Annotated in this window: 12 protein-coding genes; all 12 read right to left on the bottom strand. The window is 53.9% G+C overall.

The window, feature by feature from the left end; all coding sequences use genetic code 11:
- Nucleotides 1-108: 108 nt before the first annotated feature.
- The gene (gene purH, locus HYT79_06940; GenBank protein MBI2070324.1) at nt 109-1,656 is read right to left on the bottom strand and encodes a bifunctional phosphoribosylaminoimidazolecarboxamide formyltransferase/IMP cyclohydrolase; all 1,548 of its coding nucleotides are present in this window, start codon (nt 1,654-1,656) and stop codon (nt 109-111) included.
- Nucleotides 1,649-2,161, bottom strand: coding sequence for a regulatory protein RecX (locus HYT79_06935; GenBank protein ID MBI2070323.1), 513 nt, complete (start codon nt 2,159-2,161; stop codon nt 1,649-1,651). The genes purH and HYT79_06935 overlap by 8 nt, the downstream gene beginning before the upstream one ends.
- Nucleotides 2,121-4,139 carry an NAD-dependent DNA ligase LigA gene (gene ligA, locus HYT79_06930; protein MBI2070322.1) on the bottom strand — a complete coding sequence of 673 codons (2,019 nt, stop codon included), beginning with the start codon at nt 4,137-4,139 and terminating at the stop codon, nt 2,121-2,123. Before ligA ends, HYT79_06935 begins: the two co-directional genes overlap by 41 nt.
- Nucleotides 4,140-4,152: 13 nt before the next feature.
- Entirely contained in the window at nt 4,153-4,614 is a 462-nt protein-coding gene (gene nusB / locus HYT79_06925) for a transcription antitermination factor NusB (GenBank protein MBI2070321.1), read from the bottom strand.
- Nucleotides 4,615-4,680: 66 nt separating this feature from the next.
- Complete coding sequence (ribH, locus tag HYT79_06920) at nt 4,681-5,172, bottom strand: 6,7-dimethyl-8-ribityllumazine synthase (protein ID MBI2070320.1); 492 nt, start codon at nt 5,170-5,172, stop codon at nt 4,681-4,683.
- Nucleotides 5,173-5,179: 7 nt separating this feature from the next.
- The gene (locus tag HYT79_06915; GenBank protein ID MBI2070319.1) at nt 5,180-6,430 is read right to left on the bottom strand and encodes a bifunctional 3,4-dihydroxy-2-butanone-4-phosphate synthase/GTP cyclohydrolase II; all 1,251 of its coding nucleotides are present in this window, start codon (nt 6,428-6,430) and stop codon (nt 5,180-5,182) included.
- Between the two features lie 43 nt (nt 6,431-6,473).
- Complete coding sequence (locus tag HYT79_06910; protein MBI2070318.1) at nt 6,474-7,058, bottom strand: riboflavin synthase; 585 nt, start codon at nt 7,056-7,058, stop codon at nt 6,474-6,476.
- Nucleotides 7,059-7,064: 6 nt separating this feature from the next.
- On the bottom strand, nt 7,065-7,688 hold the full coding sequence (locus tag HYT79_06905; GenBank protein MBI2070317.1) for a MarC family protein: 624 nt from the start codon (nt 7,686-7,688) through the stop codon (nt 7,065-7,067).
- The gene (gene ribD / locus HYT79_06900; protein MBI2070316.1) at nt 7,681-8,817 is read right to left on the bottom strand and encodes a bifunctional diaminohydroxyphosphoribosylaminopyrimidine deaminase/5-amino-6-(5-phosphoribosylamino)uracil reductase RibD; all 1,137 of its coding nucleotides are present in this window, start codon (nt 8,815-8,817) and stop codon (nt 7,681-7,683) included. Before ribD ends, HYT79_06905 begins: the two co-directional genes overlap by 8 nt.
- 393 nt (nt 8,818-9,210) lie before the next feature.
- Complete coding sequence (locus HYT79_06895) at nt 9,211-10,467, bottom strand: redoxin domain-containing protein (protein MBI2070315.1); 1,257 nt, start codon at nt 10,465-10,467, stop codon at nt 9,211-9,213.
- A gap of 76 nt (nt 10,468-10,543) precedes the next feature.
- A complete protein-coding gene (gene smc, locus HYT79_06890) occupies nt 10,544-14,092 on the bottom strand; it encodes a chromosome segregation protein SMC (GenBank protein MBI2070314.1) in 3,549 nt (1,182 codons plus the stop codon).
- A gap of 110 nt (nt 14,093-14,202) precedes the next feature.
- Entirely contained in the window at nt 14,203-15,741 is a 1,539-nt protein-coding gene (locus HYT79_06885; protein MBI2070313.1) for a hypothetical protein, read from the bottom strand.
- Nucleotides 15,742-15,793: the final 52 nt, after the last annotated feature.

Raw genomic sequence — 15,793 nt, 5'->3', positions numbered from 1 at the left:
GCAAACATCATCCTAAATGCCCATCAGATTGCCGTGAGACTTTGGGGGTAAAAAGTCCCCCATAAAAGACCCAGAGTAAAAAAGGGACTTTCGTCGAGAGCCTAAAATTTAGTGGAGAAAATGCCTGAGTCCGGTAAAGACCATGGATAGGCCTTTTTCATTGGCGGCCTGGATGGAATCTTCATCGCGGATCGAGCCGCCGGGCTGGATGATGGCCGTCACCCCGCGCTGGCTGGCTTCAAGAATGGCGTCATTGAACGGAAAGAAGCCGTCCGAGGCCATGACCAGCGGCGTCACGCTGCGCGCGATGGTTTTTCGTTCCTGGATTTTTAATAGGGCGTTTTTCAGGGCGTCGATGCGCGACGTCTGCCCGCCGCCGATGCCCACGGTTCGATGTTCGCAAGCCAGGACGATGGCGTTTGATTTGACGTGTTTGGCCACTTTCCAGGCGAATTTTAAGTCGCGCCACTCCGCTTGAGTCGGTTCGCGCTTGGTCACGATTTTATACTCCGGCGGGAAAGAGACGAAATCTTTCTCCTGCACCAGAAAACCGCCGGTCATGGCCCGGTAGTCGAAATCGCCGATGGGCACGACCTCTCTTAACGTCATAGCCAGGAGCCTGAGGTTCTTTTTGGGCTTTAAAATATCAAGGCTTTGGCTGTGGTAATCGGGAGCGATGACGCATTCCAAGAAGTATTCGGACAACTTTTTTGCGGTATCCGGGTCCACTTCCCTGTTGAAAGCTACGATGCCGCCGAACGCGGAAAGCGAATCCGCATTGAAGGCGCGCTCAAAAGCTTCCGATAAATTTTCGCTGGTGGCCGCGCCGCAAGGGTTGGAATGTTTGATGATCACGCAAGCCGTTTCTTCAAATTCACGGACCAGGTTCCAAGCCGCTTCCAGATCAAGGTAATTGTTGAAGGACATTTGTTTGCCTTGCAGCGCGCGCGCGTGAACGATGCCCCGCCGCGCTTTAGGCAAGGTATAGAGCGCGGCTTTCTGATGAGGATTTTCGCCGTAGCGCAAATCCTCGACTTTCTTAAGCCTCAATGTCAACTCTTCCGGAAATGTCGCCGGGATGCGGGTTCTGAAATAGCTGGCGATGGTGGCGTCGTAATGGGCGGTGTGTTCGAAAGCTTTGTAGGCGAGGATGCGGCGCTCTTCAGCGGTAATTTCGCCGAAAGCCTTTAATTTTTCAATGATCCAGTTGTAATCTTTGGGATCGGTGACAATGACCACGTTGGGGTAGTTTTTCGCCGCGGACCTGATCAAGGATACGCCCCCGATATCAATGAATTCCCGCAGTAGTTCTTCCTCCTCGCGGGCTTCCATCATCTCTTCAAAGGGATATAAATTGACGACCACCAGACCGATGGGTTCGATGCCGTGGCGCTCCATGTCCTTGCGGTGGGCGGGATCGGAGGGATTGGCGAGGATGGCGCCTAAAATTTTCGGGTGAAGCGTCTTGACCCTGCCGCCCAGGATTTCGGGAAAACCAGTAATTTCTTCAACGCGGCTGACGTCAATCTGGGCCGATTCAAGTTCCTGAGCCGTTTTGCCGGTGGCATAAACGGCAAAACCCAAATGTTCCAGCTCTTGGGCGAAAGGAACGATCCCTAATTTATTGCTGACTGAAATTAAAGCGACTTTATTCATTGAATTCCCCCTCGATTTCGAGCGTAAATTTTGAGGCTTTACGGGCCGTTTCCGGCGCAAACCCGCGCGACAGCAAAAATCGAAAAGCTTTGACGGGCTCCATGTTTTTGTTTTTTACAATTTTTTTGCCGATCAGCGCTTGGGCACGGGCAAGCTCATCGGCAGGATCGCCTAAATCAGCCGCTTCGGCGGTCTCATTGGCGAGCGCGGCATTGATGCCGTGAGCTTTAAGCGTCCGGCGAATGTTCAAGACGCCCCGGCCGCGCTGGCGTTCCCGGCGAATCAGCATGCGGGCATAGGCTCCGTCATCAAGGAATTGATAATCCTTCGCCTTTTGGATCAGGCCGGGGATTTCAACTTCAGGGACGCCTTTAGCCTTGAGTTTTTCAAACAGCATGGCTTCGCTTTGCGCGCGCCGCGAAAGAATGCGCAGAGCTGCGGTCCAAGAATTTTTCGGAGGCCTCTTATCGCGCATGGTCGATGAGACGCAGAAAGTCTTCTTCATTGGCCACGGCAATCCCCATTTTTTTGGCTTTATCAAGTTTGTTTCCGGCTTCTTCGCCGGCGACCACAAGATTAACTTTTTTAGTTATGGCGGATGCGGTTTCGCCGCCTAACCGTCGAACCAAGGCCTCAGCTTCGTGCCTGGGGTATGTTGAAAGGGTTCCGGTAAAAACCACGAGTTTTCCGGAAAACGGCCCCCGGCGGCGTTCTTCTTTAGGCTCTTCCAGATTAAGCCCTAGACGCTGGAGGCGGCGGATTAATTCTCCAGCGCGGGCATCCTCGAAATAGTTTTTGATGGACTCCGCCACAATGGGTCCGACTTCAGGCACAGACTCCAAATCTTCCTGAGAGGCTGCGCGCAAGGCCTCCATGCTCCCGAAGCGTTGGGCTAGAACTCGGGCCATTTTTTCTCCGACGTGGCGGATACCCAAGGCATAAAGAACGCGCGAAAGCGGCTTGGTCTTGCTTTTGACGATTTGAGCGAGCAAATTGTCGGTTTTTTTGTCCGCAAAAAGCTCCAACCCCAGCAGATTCTCTTTTTTTAGCTCGTAGAGATCGGCTGCGTTGCGCACGAGCTTTTTAGCCAGCATTTGCTCCACGGCGGACTCGCCCAAACCGTCGATCTCCATGGCATTGCGCGATGACCAATGAAGAATAATGCCCATCAGTTGCGCCGGACAATCGATGGAATTGGCGCAGCGGTAAGCGACTTCCTCTTCTTTGTCTTTAGCGACCCGGCCGCCGCAAGAAGGGCATTTTTTCGGAATGTCGATCATAACGCCGCGGGGCGCTTCCTTGGCGACTTTGACCACTTTGGGGATCACATCGCCCGCGCGCTCCACTAAAACCGTATCGCCGATTTTTACTCGAAGGCGTTTGATTTCGTCGAAATTATGCAGCGACGCATGTTTGACGGTAACGCCGCCGATGGCCACGGGCTCCAGATCAGCCACGGGCGTGATCACACCTGTTCTGCCGACGGAGTAAATGACCTTGTTGAATTTGGTCGTGGCTTGATGCGATTCGAATTTATAAGCCACGGCCCAGCGCGGGCTTTTCGCCGTCGCGCCTAGGAGGCTTTGGATGTCCGCCTCATTGACTTTGACCACCAACCCGTCCGTTTGAAAGGGCAGTTTGGCGAGTTCTTCTTTAGCCTTAACGATCGTTTTCTTAACGGCGTTCTCATCCGCGCAAAGCCGCCGCCAAGGAACCACCGGAAATCCCAGGGCTTCCATCGCCTCAAGGAATTCAAAATGGGTTTTATGGCGCGCGCCGTCGGCGAAGCCTTGGGAATGGCAATAAAAACGCAAGGGGCGGGAAGCCGTAATTTTCGGGTCCTTTTGCCGCAGGGAACCGCTGGTCGCATTCCTGGGATTGGCGAAAATCATGGCCCCTGATTTTTTTTGAGATTCGTTCATTTTTTTGAAGTCATGGGCGTTCATCACGACCTCGCCGCGGACTTCAAGCAGGGACGGCGTTTTTCCCTTGGCCAACGAAAGCGGTATGTTGCGGATCGTCCTTAAATTGGCGGTGACGTCTTCTCCGGTCTCCCCGTCACCGCGCGTTGCGCCCTGAATGAGGCGTCCGTTTTGGTACGTCAAAGAAGCGCTGACCCCGTCGATTTTTGCCTCAAGGACAAATGTCGGCCGGCGGCCGCCCAAGAGTTTGGCGTTTCTGGCAAACCAGTCATCAAGTTCCTCAAGCGAGTAGCAGTTGTCCAGAGACAACATGGGGATTTGATGGCGCACCGCGGAAAAATCGCTGGCCGGCACGCCTCCTACGCGTTGGGTGGGTGAATCCGGAGTTTTTAAATCCGGGAATTTTTCTTCGAGCGCGCTTAATTCTTTCATGAACCGGTCATATTCCCGGTCGGAGATTTCCGGATCGGAGAAGACGTAATAAAGCCGGTCGTGACGCCTGATTTCTTCGCGGAGTTTTTGGATTTTCCCTGCGGCTTGTTCTTCGCTTAATGCGCTCATGGCTGACGTCAAATTAAGCCGGCTTTCGTTCTTGTTTGATTTTATCCAGGATGCCGTTGACGAAACGGCCGGATTCGTCCGTTGAATAAGACTTGGCAATTTCCACGGCTTCGTTGATGGTGACGTTGATGGGGATCTGCGGCATGCCGATGATTTCAAAAGCGCCGATCCTCAAGATATTTCGATCCACCGCGGACATGCGATCAAGCTTCCAGTTATGACAATAATTCTGAATGATGCCGTCGATTTTTTCGCGGTTGCCGAGGATGCCCTCCCAAAGCGTTTTGGCGAATTCGACGGTCTCGGCGTCAGGCATGGGGCGGCGTTTGGGCTTGGCTTTTTCTTGCGTTTCATCGCCGTTGGTGATGGGCGCGGAGATGGCCGTGATCCAGGCTTCCTCAGGCGTAATGCTGCAATTATCCCAGAGGTAAAGCGACTGAAGGCAAATTTCTCGTCCTTCCCTGCGCGAACCCATAAGAATCAGTATACAGTAGACGCAAGAGTCAATGCAGCGTTGAAAAGCCGCAGAAGGCGGAGTTTCTTAAGAAGGCGAGAAGAAAGCCTCTGAGCGGGCGACTTCAGCGGTCAAATCCTTGTAATCTGTTTTCATCCGGCGTTTAAGTTTGAGTTCGGCCATTTCAATCGCAGCCAAGGCTGCTTCACGGCCACGGTCCAATTCCCCTCTTGTTCTGTCCATGGCGACTTCAACGCTGGGGGCTGAGATCAGGCCGAAGGTCATGGGGACGCCGGTCTCCAATTGGGCCCATTGCAGCCCGATCGCGCAAGCGCGGGCAAGATGCGTGTTTTGATCCGTTCCTCCCTGAAGGATGACGCCCAGGCAAATGACGGCGTCAACGGAGGGTTCCCCTCTAGCCATCATTTTGGCCGCAAACGGAATTTCAAAAGATCCGGGGACGCGGACAATGGGTCCGATTTTGATCCGCTCATCGGCCGCTAAAACGGTCAACGCCGAATCAAGCAGGCGCCCGGTGATTTCCGTGTTGAATTGAGAAACGACCAATCCTATTCTCAATTGAATCTTAGGCCGTTGGAACAGGCTCGTCCATGTCGATGATATGCCCCATCTTTTCTTTTTTAACCTTAAGGTAGCCGCGCAGGTAATCCGAGTTGCCGGAGGGCCGGGCCTGAAGCGGCACGCGCGCCGAGACTTTCAGCCCATGTCCCTCGATGCCGATGATTTTTCTAGGGTTGTTCGTCATGATGCGCAGCGAGGTCAATCCCAAGTCCTTGAGGATTTGGGCACCGATGCCGTATTCCCTTAAATCATCTTTAAAGCCCAAGGCCTTGTTCGCTTCCACCGTATCCAAGCCTTTGTCCTGCAGAGAATAGGCTTTGATTTTATTGGTCAAGCCGATGCCGCGGCCTTCCTGGTTAAGATACAGGAAAACGCCTTGCCCTTCCTGGGCGATGGTTTCCATGGCTCTGTCCATCTGCGCTCCGCAATCGCAGCGCAGGGATCCCAGCGTGTCCCCGGTCATGCAGGAAGAGTGCACGCGCACCAGCACGTTTTGCTGGTTGTCCAACCGGCCCATCGTCAAGGCCAGATGTTCGCTGCCGGAAATCAAGTCGCGGTAGAGATGCAGTCTGAACTCGCCGTGGCGCGTCGGCAAACTGGCTTGGGCGATAGGTTCCACAAGTTTTTCTTTCTGACGCCGGTATTCGATGAGGCTGGCGATGGTGATGATTTTAAGACAGTGCTTTTTGGAAAACTGCAGAAGATCGGGCAGGCGAGCCATGGTCCCGTCTTCATTGATCACTTCGCAAATAACACCCGCCGGATACATGCCCGCAAGCCGAGACAAATCAACGCTGGCTTCAGTGTGCCCTGCGCGCACTAAAACGCCTCCCTCGCGATACCGCAAAGGAAATATATGGCCGGGCCGGCGAAAATCTTCAGGTTTGGCGTCGGGTTTAATCATTCCCAAAATTGTATTGGTCCGGTCCGGCGCGGAAATGCCCGTATCCACGTTTTTGAGTCCATCGATGCTGACCGTGAAAGCCGTATCTTTACCGTCGCCCAAGGAAGGAACCATGGCTCCGATTTTAAGCTTATCCAGTTGTTCTCCAACGATGGGCACGCAAAGGAGTCCGCGCGCATGGGTGATCATGAAATTGACGGCTTCAGGCGTCACGGATTCGGCAGCCATGACCAGATCGCCTTCATTTTCTCTGTCCGGATCATCCACGACAATGACCATTTTTCCGGCGCGCATATCCGCAATGGCCTCATCAATTGTTGCAAACTTGGTTTTATTCTGGATTTCGTCCATTAAGAATCCTCCTGAATTAGGGATCACCAATTATAGCACGGGGTCATGTCTTGACATTTGACAGTTTCAGCAAACGGAATAGATAATCGCTTTCAACATTGACCAGATCACCTGATTTTTTATGAGCCAGCATGGTTCGGTGTGCGGTTTCCGGAATTAAGCAAAAATCAATCGATAGCCGGCCATTGGAGCGATGCACATGGTTGACGGTTAAGCTGATGCCGTCCACAGCCAGGCATCCCTTGGCAGCCACGAGGCAATCTTTGGCTGGGATATCCAACGTGATTAACACGGAATTATTTCGTTTTTGAGAACGTTGAATCCGGCCGACGGCATCCACATGACCCAAGACAATATGCCCGCTGATGGGTTCGCCCATGCGCAACGGCCGCTCTATATTGACCCAGTCTCCTGATTTGAGCCGGCCTAAAGTGGTTTTTTTGACCGTTTCCTCCCCGAGATCAAAAAAACAAACCTTTTTGGTGAAACCCGCCACAGTCAGGCAAACTCCGTCGATGGCCACGCTTTCGCCTTTTGCAAAAGCCCAAGGTTTTTCAGGGCTGATCACTAAAGACCGTCTGGAACGTTTCTCCAGGAGGCCCAATTGTTTGATAATCCCTTGGAACATCAGCCGTTATTTGAAAATGATCAGATGCGGCAGGGCCTGACCGATAAATTGAACTCCGATGGCCGCCAGCAAAAGACCCATCAAGCGCGTGACGATGTTCATGGCGATGGGGTTAAGCCATTTGGCTCCGGTAATGCCCAGGCGCAAAGCTCCGTAACTTGCGGCGCTGGCAACAATGATGGAGCCGAACAAAAGAAGCTGGTGGCCAAAGCTATCGGCCTGCGTCGAAAGAACGGTGACCGTTGAAATGGCCCCCGGCCCCGAAAGCATCGGAATAGCCAACGGCGTCACGGCAACCTGGGCTTTCTCCGCGGCAACCTTCATTTCCTCTTCGGTTTCCTTGACGGCCGAACGTTTGCCCCGGAGCATGTCCATGGACATCAACAAAAGCACGATGCCGCCCGCGATTTGGAAGGCGGGCATGGAAATGCCGAAAATTTCAAAAATAAAACGGCCGAGAAAAGCGAAAGCCAATAAAACTCCCATGCAGGTGGCGCAGGCGATTTTGGCGATTTTTTTGCGCGAAGCCGAGGAATCACCGATGGTCAATGCCAAAAAAGCGGGGATGGCAGCGATAGGATTAATAATCGCGAAAACCGAGCTAAAGGCCAGCAATGAGTATTCAAGCATGGTGAAAAAGCCGGGAATCGAATTGAATCAGCGGCCAGAGAAGTCCTTCTGGGCGGCACGAGCCGCGAAAAACCAAATCTCCGTTTAAATGAGCGCCGGAGATGCCGCGCAAATCGATGCTTTGATCAAGAGGCAGGCCTCGCCCGCCGACCGGAGATTTGGCGGTTTTTCCCCCCACGATTTTAGGAGCCACGAACCATAATATTTCATCCAAGAGCCCCTCTTCCACAAAACGGCCGTGGGTTTCCCCACCGCCCTCGACTAAAACCGTCTGAGTTCCCTTAAGCGCCAATAATCGCAGCATTTCTTTCAAATCCAGGCGCCCCTGCGTCAAACCCACGGTCATGATTTCCACGTCTTTATTGGTCAATAGTTTAAATTTTCCATAGTCTTCGGTTCCGGACACAAGAATTGTGCCGGCGTTTGCCGTGTTGAGAACCTTAGCGCCGGGTTTGATTCTCAATCGGGGGTCCAGAATAATGCGCAAAGGGTTTCTGCCGCGCCCATGGCTGGTTAATTCGGGATCATCGGCCAACACGGTATTAACGCCCACAAGGATAGCATCTGCGCGTCCGCGAATGTCCCACAACGCTTGCCTGGTTTGCGAACTTGTAATCCATTTTGATTTTCCTCTGAAATCCGCGATTTTACCGTCGAACGTAGCCGCTGTTTTAAGAATGATATACGGCCGGTTAAGCGTCATTTGGGTAAAAAAAGGCAAATTGAGTTCCCTGGCCTCCTTGGCCATGGGCCCGACGCGAACTTTAATGCCGTGTCGGCGCAATCCCGCCACGCCCCGCCCGCGAACTTTAGGATTTGGGTCCGTTGTCGCAGCCACAATCTCTTTGACGCCTGCCGCCGTTAAAGAATCAACGCAAGGCGGTGTTTTGCCCCAATGAGAGCAGGGTTCAAGGTTCACATAGGCTGTTGCGCCCTTGGCTCTTGAACCGGCCTTTTTTAAGGCCACAATTTCAGCATGGGGTCCGCCGAATTCTTTGTGATAGCCCTCGGCAATAATGCGCCCATTTTTGACCAAAACGCAGCCGACCATGGGATTGGGCGTCGCCCTGGGGTAGCCTTTTTGAGCCAAAGCTAAGGCCCGGGACATCAGGCGTATATCATCGGCCATACGAAGCCATTATAGACCAGAATTTACCCTGACGAATGGACCCAAAGGCCCCAATCTGAACCGGACATATCAAGGCCATTCCCAAACGTTCCCGAGCGCCCAGACGGCCGTATGTGGCCCGGACAATAGGGACACAACAGCCGTGGCCAATCGCTGCGTTGCATCCTTAGTCGCGTGCCTTTCAGGCACGCTCCTTGCGGTGCGTCTTGCGCTTGGCCCAATCTCGGCTTGCAAACTGTCAAAAAAATTACCGCTGCGTCCACTAGTGTAGTGCGTCCAACACTTCTTTGCTTTTGGCGTCATTCCCGCGAAGGCGGGAATCCAGGCCTGGACCCCGGCTTTTGCCGGGGTGACGAATGCAAAGGGATTTATGACGCACTACACTAGGCTGATTTAAAAGCTTGGGAAAAGTCCGGCCAGATAAGCAAACCGGTTGGTGATTAAGAGTATTCCAAGAAGAATCAGGAGAATGCCGGAACCGATCTCTATTTCCTGGAAGTACGGCTTGACTCGGTTTAAAAATCGTTGAAATTGCGGCAGAAATGCGCTGGCCAACAAGAAAGGCGCTCCGATGCCCGCCGAATAAGCGCCCAGCATGGCGATGCCTTTGCCCAGCATGCTTTCCGTGGCCGCGTAAATCAAAATCGCCGATAGAATCGGGCCGACACAGGGCGTCCAGCCTACGGCAAAAACCACGCCTAATAGAAAGGCTCCGGTCAGCCCGCCTTGCTCGATTTTCAATTGAAAACGCGCCTCTCGATAAAAGGAAACGATGCTCAGCGCGCCGCTTAAGTGAAGGCCAAAAAGGATCAGTAATCCTCCGCCGACGATTCTCATGATGCCCTGGAAAGACGCAAAAAATTGCCCCAAAGCGCTGGCCGTCGCTCCCAACAAAGTAAAGATCAACCCGAAGCCAAGGATAAAAGCCAACGTCGATATCATCAGCATTTTTCTGGCGGCGACTTTCTTATCCGCCGACAGCAGGGTTTCCAGTTCAAGACCGGTGATAAAAGCGATATAGCCCGGGATCAGGGGTAGAATGCAGGGCGACAGAAAAGTCAGCAGGCCGGCCACAAAAGAGGCTAAGAGCGGAAAGGTTTCAAAAAGCGATGAGAAACGCCCGGAGAGTTTGATGGCGCCTGTTGCGGCAGGACCGCTTTCTTGAGTAATGGCCGCGATTAAATCCGGTATTTCGGCCTCCTCCAGCGTTTGGCGGCGAAAAGCGATCTCCCCGCCTTTCCTGATGCCGACATTCACCGGGATGGGGCGGATATTGTAGGCCTCCGTGACGACCCCTTCTGCATCAAGGAGCATTGGAAAAGGCACCTGGAATTTCTGTTGAAATTCCTCGACAACGGCCTTGTCTTCCATCAAACTGACGGCGATGAATCGGATTTCAGGGTGTTTTTTGCTGGCGGCGACCAAAGCCGGAGTCTCGACATTGCAGGCCGGACACCAGGTGGTGTAGAGCGTCAGCCAAACCGGCCCTTGGTTATACAGCGCAGCCAAGTCCACAGTTTCCCCTTTAAGCGAAGGTAAGGTGAACCCAGGGGCTTTGTAGCCAGGGTAAGGTTTTTCTTCCAAAGTTAAGCCGGGGGTTGCAACTAAAAGGTACGCTAGGGCAATGAAAAACAAAAGTTTAAGGCGCATCTTGAAATATTTTATGAGATTGCCACGGCCCCTGCCGGGGCCTCGCAATGACAGGATGGGGAAGCTCTGGTAATTTTTAAGAAACGGTGGCCGTGGCTTCTTCGAGTTTGACCGAAATAATTTTTGAGACGCCCAATTCTTCCATCGTCACGCCGTAAATGGAACGGGCGGCTTCCATCGTTCGCTTGTTGTGGGTGATAACCAAAAATTGGCACTTCTGCGAAAATTTTTCGAGCATCCTGCGGAAACGCAAAACATTGGTTTCATCCAAGGGCGCGTCGATTTCGTCCAAGATGCAGACCGGAGCCGGGTTGATGGAGAAGAATGCGAACAAAAGGCTGACCGCTGTGAGGGCTTTTTCGCCTTGTGAAAGCTGGGTGATGGTCTGCAATTTTTTACCCGGAGGCTGGGCAAAAATCTCCACCCCGCGCTGGGTCAAATCCTGGCTCTCGGTTAATACCAAATCCGCCTCGCCGCCTTCGAACAAAGTGGCAAAAATTTCCCTGAATTTTTCCCGGACAGCGGCGAAGGTGACGCTGAAGCTTTCTTCGATTTGAGCATTGACCTTGGCGATGGCGGACCCAACGTCGGCCTTGGCTTTGAGGATGTCTTCCCTCTGCGTTTCCAAAAACGTCAGGCGCTCCGTCAACCGGTCGTATTCTTCCTGCGCCAAAAAATTGATTTGCCCTAAGCGACTAATCTGCTCTTCGATCCTCAACAGCGCATCTTCCACGCTTTCGCCTTCTCTTAAAAGGACGGTGGTTTCGGTTGTCTTGGCTTGTTCGAGCTTCGCGGGCAATTCCTCGGCCGCGGCCCCGAAAATGCGGACAGCCTCTTCCACGACTCTAGCGCGCTCATATTCGAGGGCGCGCAGTTCAACTTGGGCGTTTTTGACTTCTTCGTCAAGTTTACGGATGTCTTCATCAAGAAAAGCGATATCCGACTCAACGGCGGAAATCAACGTCCTGGATTTCTCCAACTCTTCCCTGGAGACTTCCATCGCCCGGCCTTTTTCTTCATGCGCCCGGTCGAGTTCGGATAATTCATTTTTAAGGTCTTCGATTCGATTCGCAAGTTCTTCCAAATCCCGGTCAAGATCGTTGACGGCGGCTTCAAGGCGGCCCGCCTGTTCCGCAGTCAGGGCGACGGCCTTATCGAGCTGATTCTTTTTCTCCCTGGCGACGGCCTTCTCATGCTCGCAGCGCTCAAGTTCAAGGTCCCGCGCCAAACGGGCCTCGCGGCCGCTTTTGGTTTCGACAATGGTCTTTTCCAATGCGGCATTGCCCTCATCCAGCTGTTTATGCAAATCAGCGATAAGCTCATCTTTGCCCCTGAGGGTTTCCTCCATCTGAGTTAACATCTCTTTCTTGGCCGCCGAATCTTCAAGGTAGCGGCGAGCCTCTTTTTCCATCGATAGCACGGATTCCTGCGCCAGACTCAAATCCCGGTCATTGGATTCTTTTTCTTGAATTAAACCGGCTGATTCGAGATTCTTCGCCCGCAGACTCTCCAGCAGCGTTTGAAGTTCAGACGACAACCGCTCTTTCTCATGGCCTGATTCGGCTACCTGAGCTCCAAGTTCCTGTTTTTTGACGCTCAGGTCAGCCATTGCTTTGGCCACCGCCTCCCGCTCCTCGACGGCCGACAGCGTGTTGATATCTTTTTGCGCCGCCGGCTCCTCCCCTCCTCGAACAAGGGCTTCCCCGAAGACGGATGATCCCTGAACGAATGTCGGACCCACGAGCCTAAAAATCGCTTGTTTGGTGCGCGCGTCTGTCGAGCCCAAGAGATAGTCCAACTCTACGATACGCCCGATCGCCCCTTCCCGGCCCCAATTAAAAGTAACGGGTTGAGGCGTTTCCGTCAAACGGTCGAGCAGGACAAATGCGGCCCGTCCTTTGCGCCCGGAACCCAGTAAATCGATGATTTTAAGCGCGGCTTCGGCGTTTTCGGCCAAAAACCAATTCAGGCGTTCGCCTAAAATTTCTTTAAGGTGAATATGATGCTGCGGCGAAGTCTTGATCAATTTCCCGATCGGGCCGTAGACGCCGCCTTGCTCGCCGGAAATCTGATCCGTAGCCAGAGCCCCGCGAACATAGGGGTCTTGCTCGGCAATTATTTCCCAGTGCCGGCGGCGCGCTTCAAGAGCGGCTTCTTCCTGAGTCAGTCCCCGGTAAAGCGCATCCTCGAGACGGCGGCAGGCGTCGATCTGTTGAGCTTGCAAATCGGCGGTTTGAACGCGTTTAGTTTCCAGTTCTTCAATCTCGCCTTTCAACGCTTGGATTCTGGCCTCAATTTCGCGATTACGCTCTTCAAGATGCAGCTTCTGCAGGTCTTCCCGATGGTGTTCTTTCAGCGTGTGTTTCAATTCAACCTGCCACTGGGAGAGTTCCGTCGTCAACCCCAAGCTCTCGTTGCGCAAGCGAGTGATCTCCTGGTTTTCAATGATGATCCGGTTTCTTAAATCTTGGATATGCCGCTGCATTTCATCGCGGCGCGACGCAGCGCCGGCCAGTTCTTCGTTCAGACCGCCGTCTTGTTTTAACTGAAGCGACGTTTCTTCAAGCTCTTTTTCTTTTACGGCCAATTCCCGGCCCGCTGTTTCAATTTCTTCGTTCAGCGCTTGTCGCTGCTTGATGAGATCTTCTTTTTCCAGCAACCGGGTCTCGCGCGAGGAGCGCAACTCGCTCAGACGCGATTCCAAATGACGCAGCTTTTCCGCGGCCACATCACGGGCCCGCAAAACTTCATGAAAATCTTTGGAAAGTTCGCCGGATTTCGCCTCAAGTTCGGCGCGCCCGGCCTTGAGCGTCTCGGCCTTGGCGTAATGCTGATTGAGCGCTACGGTTTTGCGCTCCATCTGGGCGCGCTTGGGCTCAAGCGTTTCCTCTTGAATCGCTTGGGCGCGGGTTTCCGTGCGGTCGAGGTCCGCCAGAACTTTTCGGACCCCGAGTTCGCGTTTTTGTCCTGAGAGCTTTTCGAAAAGCTTGGCTTTCTTGGCTTGGTTTTCGATGCGTTTTTTTTCCGCCGCCAGAAGCTCGATCTGGTCGCGGACGCGGTCGAGGTCTTGGTCGATTTTCGACAGCCGGGATAACGCCTCGTCTCTTTTTGAAGAAAAACGAGCCGCGCCGCTGGCCTCATCAAAGAGGAGCCGCCGGTCCAACGGTTTGGCGGTCAAAAGAAATTCGACCATGGAGCCTTCCATGATCGAATAACCGTCGTCGCCTAATCCTGTGCCTAGGAACAAACCCTTGATGTCTTTTAAGCGGCAGGAAGCCTTGTTGATGGCGTATTCGCCGCCTCCGTCGCGCGACACTTTTCTTTGCACGGAAACTTCCGGCGCATCGACGCCTAGAGCGCGATCCGAATTATCAAAAGTCAGAGTGATCTGAGCCTGGGCCGCCGGTGAAAGGCGCCTTGTGCCGTTAAAGATAACGTCGGCGATGGATTTGGAGCGTAGGGTTTTCGGCGAGAGCTCGCCTAGCGACCAGCGTATGGCATCGACGACATTAGATTTACCGCAGCCATTGGGGCCGACCACGCAAACAATCCCGGGTTCAAGGGAAATCTCCGTTGGTTCGGCGAAAGATTTAAAACCGCTGAGCTCGATGGACTTTAAATACACCCTACTCCCTTGTTGCCATCTTTTACCATATTCTGTCTTACCGCACCAAGTATAAACAGAAAACGCCCTCGGCGCAAGTCGCCAAGGGCGTTTTCAGAGCTGTTGTTTGTTCAGTAAGGAGGCGGAGGCGGCGTTGAGGAATCCCCTCCCGGTTGAGGGTAATCGACAAGAAAGTCCATGTAGAACTGCTCTTGTTGGGACCACCAGAGCTCGTATTCCGGAACGTAGACATAGTTCGATGTCGGGTTTGGACGCAGCGAGAGTCGATAGTATGTATTGTATTCGGAAGAGTATACCAACTCAGCGTCGAAGTCGAGCCTGTCATATTGAGTTTCCCCGCCATCGCTCGATACTCGGCGTACATACACGCTATTGCCGATGGCGCGCAATCTTCCCTCAGGCGCGGCGACCCAGCGGCCCAGCCATCGCCCGGTATTGGGGTCCCGATATCCGCCCCAATAAAAGAAACTACCGCCGACTTGATAGAGCCATTCATCGCCGCCGAGAGCGATGGACCGCTTGATCGTGGGCGGAGGCGGATTCGTTACATAGACATGCTCCACGATTACGCTGGGATAGCCCCAGTCCATATACACATGATGATGGGGACACCACCAGTAATGATGCTGGCCGTCCCAATGATCAAAATGATCATGATGGTAGGCCCAGTAATAGCCGCCGTAATGGTAGACGTCAACATAGACGTGATGATCGTGGTGATGGTGGGTATGAACCCTGACTCTGCCGACTCGGTGGCGATGATCGCGGACAATGACAACCGGGGGCTGAGTCACAACGACCCTGGGCGCGGCCACATGCGTAATCACGCGCGCCCTGGGCGCGGCGATGCCGGGAGCAATGGTGACCGTCGGGTGAGGCTCAACGCTGCGGACAACATGCGATGGGCGTTCGCGTCCCGGATGCGAGCGAACCGGTTGCTCGATCGGACGAGGCAAATTTCTTCCTTCCGGAGTGCGCACCACCGGGGGCCTTCGTTCCGGCGTGCCCGGCCGCGTACTCGGAGGATTAACACCGCCATTGGGCGGTCGCACGACAGGACGATCGGATCCGGGCCGTCGGTCCCGTCCATCAAAATCCGGATTGCGGACGGGCGGATTCGTCGGATTAGGATTCACCACAGGCGAACGATCAACCGGCCTTCTGTCTCTGGGTGTGCGCACAGGATCAGGATTAACGACAGGAGGATTCGGATTAACAACCGGTGGGCGAGTGCCCGGCCTTCGATGCCCCGGGTTTGGGTTAACAACCGGTGGATTCGCCACGGGCCTCCTGGTTCGCGAGGAATCTCCGGGATTGGGATTAACGATCGCCGGCGTTCTACTGCGGGTATCGCTCCCTCGTCCACGAGAGGAACTGCCCTGATTAGGCGGCGGCGTATAGACCGGCTGTCCTTGAGGCGGCCTGACCCGGATGGGACTTCCGTGCCTGGGGCTGCTTGCGGGAGGCGAAGTCACGGGATTGCCCCGTCTGGGCTGAGCCGGAACGGTTCTCGTCGGCTGGTTTCCGGAAACCCCTCGAGGCCGGCGATTTCCTTGGGCCAGAGCCTCCATCATGGGGCTTGCGGCCAGAGTCAGGGCCAAGAGCAATCGTAACCACGATTTAGGCGTCGCGTGATGGTCAATATCCATGCGAGTTGCCTCCTTTTTCTCCCTCGTCAATTTGGTCCGGGGCGCATCTATA

It is taken from the genome of Elusimicrobiota bacterium (assembly GCA_016180815.1).
Classification (GTDB): Bacteria; Elusimicrobiota; Elusimicrobia; order JACQPE01; family JACQPE01; genus JACPAN01.
Note: the sequence above shows the minus strand (reverse complement) of the source record. Positions and strands in the feature narration are given on the sequence as shown.